The sequence below is a fragment of the Acidovorax sp. Root217 genome (assembly GCF_001428645.1).
Classification (GTDB): Bacteria; Pseudomonadota; Gammaproteobacteria; order Burkholderiales; family Burkholderiaceae_C; genus Acidovorax.
The window spans coordinates 448,936-453,832 of the sequence record NZ_LMIH01000041.1 but is presented as its reverse complement, the minus strand read 5'-3'; the positions used below and the strand labels follow the sequence as shown (position 1 = coordinate 453,832).

Genomic DNA, 4,897 nt, shown 5'->3' with positions numbered 1-4,897 from the left:
CTTCTTTTGGCGACGCAAAAGAAGGTGGGTGCGCCGCCGGGCGCACATCCCGGCTCCCGCCCTTTGAACACAACAGACACCCCTACAGCCACCAGCAGCAGTGAACCCCAGTCGCGCTACGATCCACCCACTGACACCCCAGCGATCTACAGCGCATTCGCCCCGAATGAACCCACTCTCAAACCCATCCACCGCCCCTCGCTACGAAGCCGTCGACGCCCTTCGTGCGCTGGCCATGGTCTGGATGGCCGCCTTCCACTTCTGCTTCGACCTGGCCCATTTCGGCCTGTGGCCCCAGGATTTCCGCACCGACCCGGTCTGGACCACGCAACGCACCCTGATCCTGAGCCTGTTCCTGTTCTGCGCGGGCCTGGGCCAGGCCATCGCGCTGCACCAGGGACAGAGCCTGGAGCGCTTCGCGCGCCGCTGGCTGCAGATTGCCGGCTGCGCCCTGCTGGTGAGCCTGGGCTCGTTCTTCATGTTCCCGCGCAGCTTCATCTACTTCGGCGTGCTGCACGGCATGGCGGTGATGCTGTTGATCGCCCGCTTCACCGCCGGCTGGGGTGCATGGCTGTGGCTGTGCGGCCTGGTGGCTCTGGCACTGCCCGTGGCGGCCACCCACCTGCTGACAGGGGCCTTCAGCGAGCTTGCGCCGGCCTTCAACGCCCGCACGCTCAACTGGCTGGGGCTGGTGGGGCGCAAGCCCTTCACCGAGGACTATGTGCCGCTCTTTCCCTGGCTGGGCGTGCTCTGGTGGGGGCTGGCCGCTGGCCAGTGGGCCCTGCACCGGCCAGGTGGGCCGCAGCTGCTGCAGGTGCGCCTGCCGACCGCCCTCCAACCCATGGCCGTGCTGGGCCGCTGGTCCCTGAGTTTCTACATGGTGCACCAGCCGGTGCTGATCGCAGTGGTGATGGCCTTGGCCTGGATGTTCAAACCCTGATCCGACCAGACCCCACCATAAGAAAACGCGGCCGAGGCCGCGTTTTTGCTGGCAGGCACGCGCAATGGCGTGCCGTCACAAAGCCGATTACTCGACCTTGGCCTTGGAGCGCAGCTCTTCCTGGTACTTGGCCAGCTTTTGCTGTTGCAGTTGCTGGGCCACCTGGGGCTTCACGTCTTCGAGCTTGGGCAGCTCGGCCTGGCGCACGTCGTCCAGGCGGATGATGTGGTAGCCGAACTGGCTCTTGACGGGCGTCTGCGTCATCTTGCCCTTTTCGAGCTTGATCATGGCTTCGGTGAATTCCGAAACGTAGCTCGAAGGATTGGCCCAGTCCATGGCGCCGCCATTGGCGCCGGAGCCTGGATCCTTGGATTGCTTCTTGGCGATCTCTTCGAACTTGGCGCCCTTGTTGATGGCGGCAATGGCGGCCTTGGCGTCGGCTTCCTTTTCGATCAGGATGTGGCTGGCCTTGTATTCCTTGCCGCTGTTGGCGGCGACGAACTTGTCGTACTCGGCCTTGACTTCCTCGTCCGTCACGGGGTTGTTCTTCTGGAAATCCATGAACAGTTCACGGATCAGGATGGTCTGGCGCGCCAGTTCCATCTGGACCTTGAAGTCACCGGAGGTTTCCAGGCCGCGCTTCTGGGCTTCCTGCATGAACACTTCGCGGGTGACCAACTCGTCCTTGATCTGGCCTTCGACTTCTGGCGTCAGGGGACGGCCCGAACGCACCAGTTGCTGCTTGAGCACTTCAGCACGTTCCTTCGGAATGGCCTTGCCATTGACGATGGCGATGTTCTGGGCGGAAACGGGGAGGGCCATCGTGCCCAGCACGGCAGCGGCCACGAGGCCGGACAGGAGCTGTTTCTTCATGCGGAATCCAAAAAATGAGAAAGTAATTGCCAGCTGAAATCCGGCAGATGAGGACAATGGGGCCGGTTCAGAGGATTTCAATAGCGAGGGCGTGGACGCCCGCATCCAAAAATTCCTGCAGCGCATCATACACAAGGCGATGGCGCGCCACCCGGCTCTTGCCTGTAAGCAAAGGTGAGGCAATCCGCACCCGAAAATGGGTGCCAAAGCCCGTGCCATTGGCCCCCACATGCCCGGCGTGGTCGGCGCTTTCGTCGATCACTTCGAGCGCTGTGGGCGCCAGACGTTCGGCCAGGCGCTCGTGCATCTGCCGGGCCAGGCTGGGCACCGTGGTCGCATCGGTCGTGTCCATGGTCATGCGGCAGGCTCGTCGTTCTTGAGGTGGGGGGCGATGTAGATGCCCTGCGCCACCAGGAAGACCAGCGGGAATGCATAGCCCCAGAGCTTGAACTCCACCCAGGCCTCGGTGCTGAAATTGAGCACCACGTAGGCGTTGATGGCCGACATGAAGGCGCAATAGATCACCCAGGCAACGTTCAGGCGCATCCACACGCCATCGGGCAGCTCCATCTGGCTGCCCAGCAGCAGCTTGAGGTAGTTCTTCTTCAAGATCCACAGCGCCACGGCGAGCGCAATGGCCATGGCCCCGTAGAGCACCGTCGGCTTCCACTTGATGAAACGGTCATCCTGCAGCACCAGCGTGAGCGTGCCGAACAGCAGGATCAGCGCCAGCGTCACCTTCTGCATGGTCTGCAGACGCCGGTCGATCAGGTAGACCAGGGCCATCTGCACCACCGTGGCCGCCATCAGCACGCCGGTGGCCACATAGATGTTGTAGAACTTGTAGGCGGCAACGAACAGGACGATGGGAAGGAAGTCGAGCAGGATTTTCATGGGGCGGGGTCAGGGGGCCTTGTCGTCGAAGTCGAGCGAGGCCGAATTCATGCAGTAGCGCAGGCCGGTGGGCTGGGGGCCATCTTCGAACACATGGCCCAGGTGGGCCCCGCATTGTGCACACACTGTCTCGGTGCGCGACATGCCATGGCTGTGGTCCACGATTTCCTGGATGGCACCGGGCACGGCTTCAGAGAAGCTGGGCCAGCCGCAGCCCGCGTCGAACTTGGTGTGCGAGTCGAACAGCTTGGCACCGCAGCAGATGCAGTGGTAGCTGCCATCGGCCCAATGGGCCTCGTACTTGCCGGTGAAGGGGCGTTCGGTGGCGGCAAAGCGCGTCACCTGCAGGGCGCCGGGCTCAGCGCCCTTTTCCTGCAGCACGGCCTGCCATTGGGCATCGGTCTTGTGGACGGGATAGGTCATGATGAACAGCTGATCTCGATGGAAGAAGCCCATGCGGGCGGGAAGGCAGCGTAGGACTCGTGCCCGGGATGCTCCTCAAATGGGCTCTCGAGCAGCTGCTGCAAGGTTTGGAGTGCACTGAAGTCGCCGAGTTTCGCTGCGCGGATGGCTTCTTCGCACAAATGGTTGCGCAGCACGAACTTGGGGTTGGTGGCCAGCATGGCCTCGGACGCCTGCGTGCGATCCGCCAGCCGGGGCTGCGCCAGGTAGCTGGTCAGCCATTCGTCCCAGGCCGCCTGGTCGGGCACCATGCCGCGGACGGGCTCGAATTCGCCCGAGCCCACGGCGTGGGAGAGGCGGCGCCAGAAGATCGGGTAGTCCACCCCGCCCTTGGCCAGCAGCACCAGCAGGCCGTCGATCAGTTCGGCATCGCCCTCCCCGGCTACCGCCCCCAGACCCAGCTTGGCGCGCATGCGGGCCATGAACTCGGCGGGAAAGACGGTCTTGTACGACTCCAGCGCGGCCATGGCCAGTTCCTGCTCGCCGATCAGCGGCAGCAGCGCCTGCGCCAGGCAGAAAACATTCCAGTAGGCCACATTGGGCTGGCGGTTGTAGGCGTAGCGCCCCTGGGTATCGCTGTGGTTGCAGACATGGCCGGGCACGAAGGAATCGAGGAACTGGAACGGCCCGTAATCGATGGTCAGACCCAGGATGCTCATGTTGTCGGTGTTCATCACGCCGTGGCAAAAGCCCACGGCCTGCCAATGCGCCATGAGCCTCGCGGTGCGCTCGCTCACCGCCTGCAGCAGCGCGGCATAGGGGTTGCCGCCGAATTGGGTCGATCCCCTGCACTCCGGGTAGTAGCGGTCGATCACGTAGTCGGCCAGCGCCTTGAGTTCCTCGTCCATGTCGTTGGCCGAGAAATGCTCGAAATGGCCGAAGCGCAGGAAGCTCGGCGCCACGCGGGTCACCACGGCCGCCGTTTCGATCTCTTCGCGGCGCACCGATGCGGGCGACCCGGTGATGCACAGCGCACGCGTGGTCGGTACGCCCAGGCCCTGCATGGCCTCGCTGCACAGGAATTCGCGGATGCTGGAACGCAGCACCGCCCGACCGTCGCCCATGCGCGAATACGGCGTGCGGCCTGCGCCCTTGAGCTGGATCTCGAGCCCTGCAGCGGTCTCGCCAAGCAGAATGGCCCGGCCATCGCCCAATTGGCCCGCCCAGATACCGAACTGGTGCCCGCTGTACACGCTGGCCAAAGGGTGCGAGCCAGGGAGCACGGCATTGCCCGTGAAGGCCTGCAACGCCGCATCGCTGCGCAGCCAGGCCTCCTCGACCCCCACCAGGCGCGCCACGCTGGCGCTCGTACCCACCCAATGGGGGTCAGGCAACGGCGTGGGCTGCAGTTCGGTGAAGAAAGCCGGACCCAGGGCGGCAAAGCCCTGCTGCCAGGCCAGTCTGGATGCGGCGACCGCCTCGCTGTCGGAAGACATGTTCATGCACGGATTGTCTCCCAGGGGTGATGCCCCGCTGGCAGGCGGGGCATGCCGCTCGGCCAGTCACCTGCTTTGTGACCAGTCGTTTCAATCGTTGCAATGATGGAGCCTGATTGGCAGGTAGCCTCATCCCGGCTTCACGGCATTGAAAATTGCAATTATTTCTATAACAGTAAAGACTTTTTTGCTATCTTTTTTGAACAATTGCAGCCATATGGAATACGGGTAAACCCAGTCCTCTTACCCCATTTATTATTTCTAAAACTGGAACAGTTAGTTCGCGACTGGA

Annotated in this window: 6 protein-coding genes; 1 reads left to right on the top strand and 5 read right to left on the bottom strand. The window is 63.2% G+C overall.

Annotated elements, in window-relative coordinates; all coding sequences use genetic code 11:
- Nucleotides 1-166: 166 nt before the first annotated feature.
- Nucleotides 167-940, top strand: coding sequence for a DUF1624 domain-containing protein (locus ASE31_RS28540; RefSeq protein WP_057206177.1), 774 nt, complete (start codon nucleotides 167-169; stop codon nucleotides 938-940).
- Between the two features lie 87 nt (nucleotides 941-1,027).
- Here ASE31_RS28540 and ASE31_RS28535 read toward each other — a convergent pair whose 3' ends face one another.
- The 5 genes from ASE31_RS28535 to ASE31_RS28515 all read right to left on the bottom strand — a co-directional run bounded on the left by ASE31_RS28535 (nucleotide 1,028) and on the right by ASE31_RS28515 (nucleotide 4,611).
- On the bottom strand, nucleotides 1,028-1,813 hold the full coding sequence (locus ASE31_RS28535; RefSeq protein WP_057206175.1) for a peptidylprolyl isomerase: 786 nt from the start codon (nucleotides 1,811-1,813) through the stop codon (nucleotides 1,028-1,030).
- 67 nt (nucleotides 1,814-1,880) lie between these two features.
- The gene (locus tag ASE31_RS28530; RefSeq protein ID WP_057206263.1) at nucleotides 1,881-2,165 is read right to left on the bottom strand and encodes a BolA family transcriptional regulator; all 285 of its coding nucleotides are present in this window, start codon (nucleotides 2,163-2,165) and stop codon (nucleotides 1,881-1,883) included.
- 2 nt (nucleotides 2,166-2,167) lie between these two features.
- Nucleotides 2,168-2,707: a septation protein A gene (locus tag ASE31_RS28525; RefSeq protein WP_057206173.1), complete on the bottom strand. Its 540-nt coding sequence runs from the start codon at nucleotides 2,705-2,707 to the stop codon at nucleotides 2,168-2,170.
- A gap of 9 nt (nucleotides 2,708-2,716) precedes the next feature.
- Nucleotides 2,717-3,130 (bottom strand): peptide-methionine (R)-S-oxide reductase MsrB, encoded by a 414-nt coding sequence (msrB, locus tag ASE31_RS28520; protein ID WP_057206171.1) that lies wholly within the window; start codon nucleotides 3,128-3,130, stop codon nucleotides 2,717-2,719.
- Nucleotides 3,127-4,611, bottom strand: coding sequence for a YdiU family protein (locus tag ASE31_RS28515; RefSeq protein WP_057206169.1), 1,485 nt, complete (start codon nucleotides 4,609-4,611; stop codon nucleotides 3,127-3,129). The genes msrB and ASE31_RS28515 overlap by 4 nt, the downstream gene beginning before the upstream one ends.
- Nucleotides 4,612-4,897 lie beyond the last annotated feature (286 nt).